This is a genomic window from Pseudomonas sp. FSL R10-1350 (assembly GCF_009600525.1).
GTDB classification, from domain to species: domain Bacteria; phylum Pseudomonadota; class Gammaproteobacteria; order Pseudomonadales; family Pseudomonadaceae; genus Aquipseudomonas; species Aquipseudomonas helleri.
In genome coordinates this window covers 1-238 of record NZ_WIVR01000251.1, presented here as the reverse complement: position 1 = coordinate 238, position 238 = coordinate 1, and the positions used below count along the sequence as shown (strand labels likewise).

General features: G+C 56.7%; 1 protein-coding gene. It reads left to right on the top strand.

From position 1 onward, the window contains the following. Window positions 1-22 precede the first annotated feature (22 nt). A partial coding sequence (locus GHO25_RS26415; protein WP_218581107.1) for a hypothetical protein occupies window positions 23-238 on the top strand: 216 nt, incomplete at its 3' end.

Below are 238 nucleotides of genomic sequence, written 5' to 3'. Positions count from 1 at the left end.
CCCTTTGCTGGAGCCAACAGAGGTGACGGTGAAGAAGCGATATGTAAAAACGGGTACGTCAGAGGAGCTGGTTAGCACACGCACTGGAGAGGTCCGCCAAACCGCTGCGATCTACACCGTAGACGAGCGTGACGACGCCTCTTTCGTGAAGGTCTTCGCCGCTGGAGTAGCCGCTGCATTCGACCTTGGCCGCACTGCATCTAGGGTATTCCAGCTAGTCCTGCAGGAATACGAACGA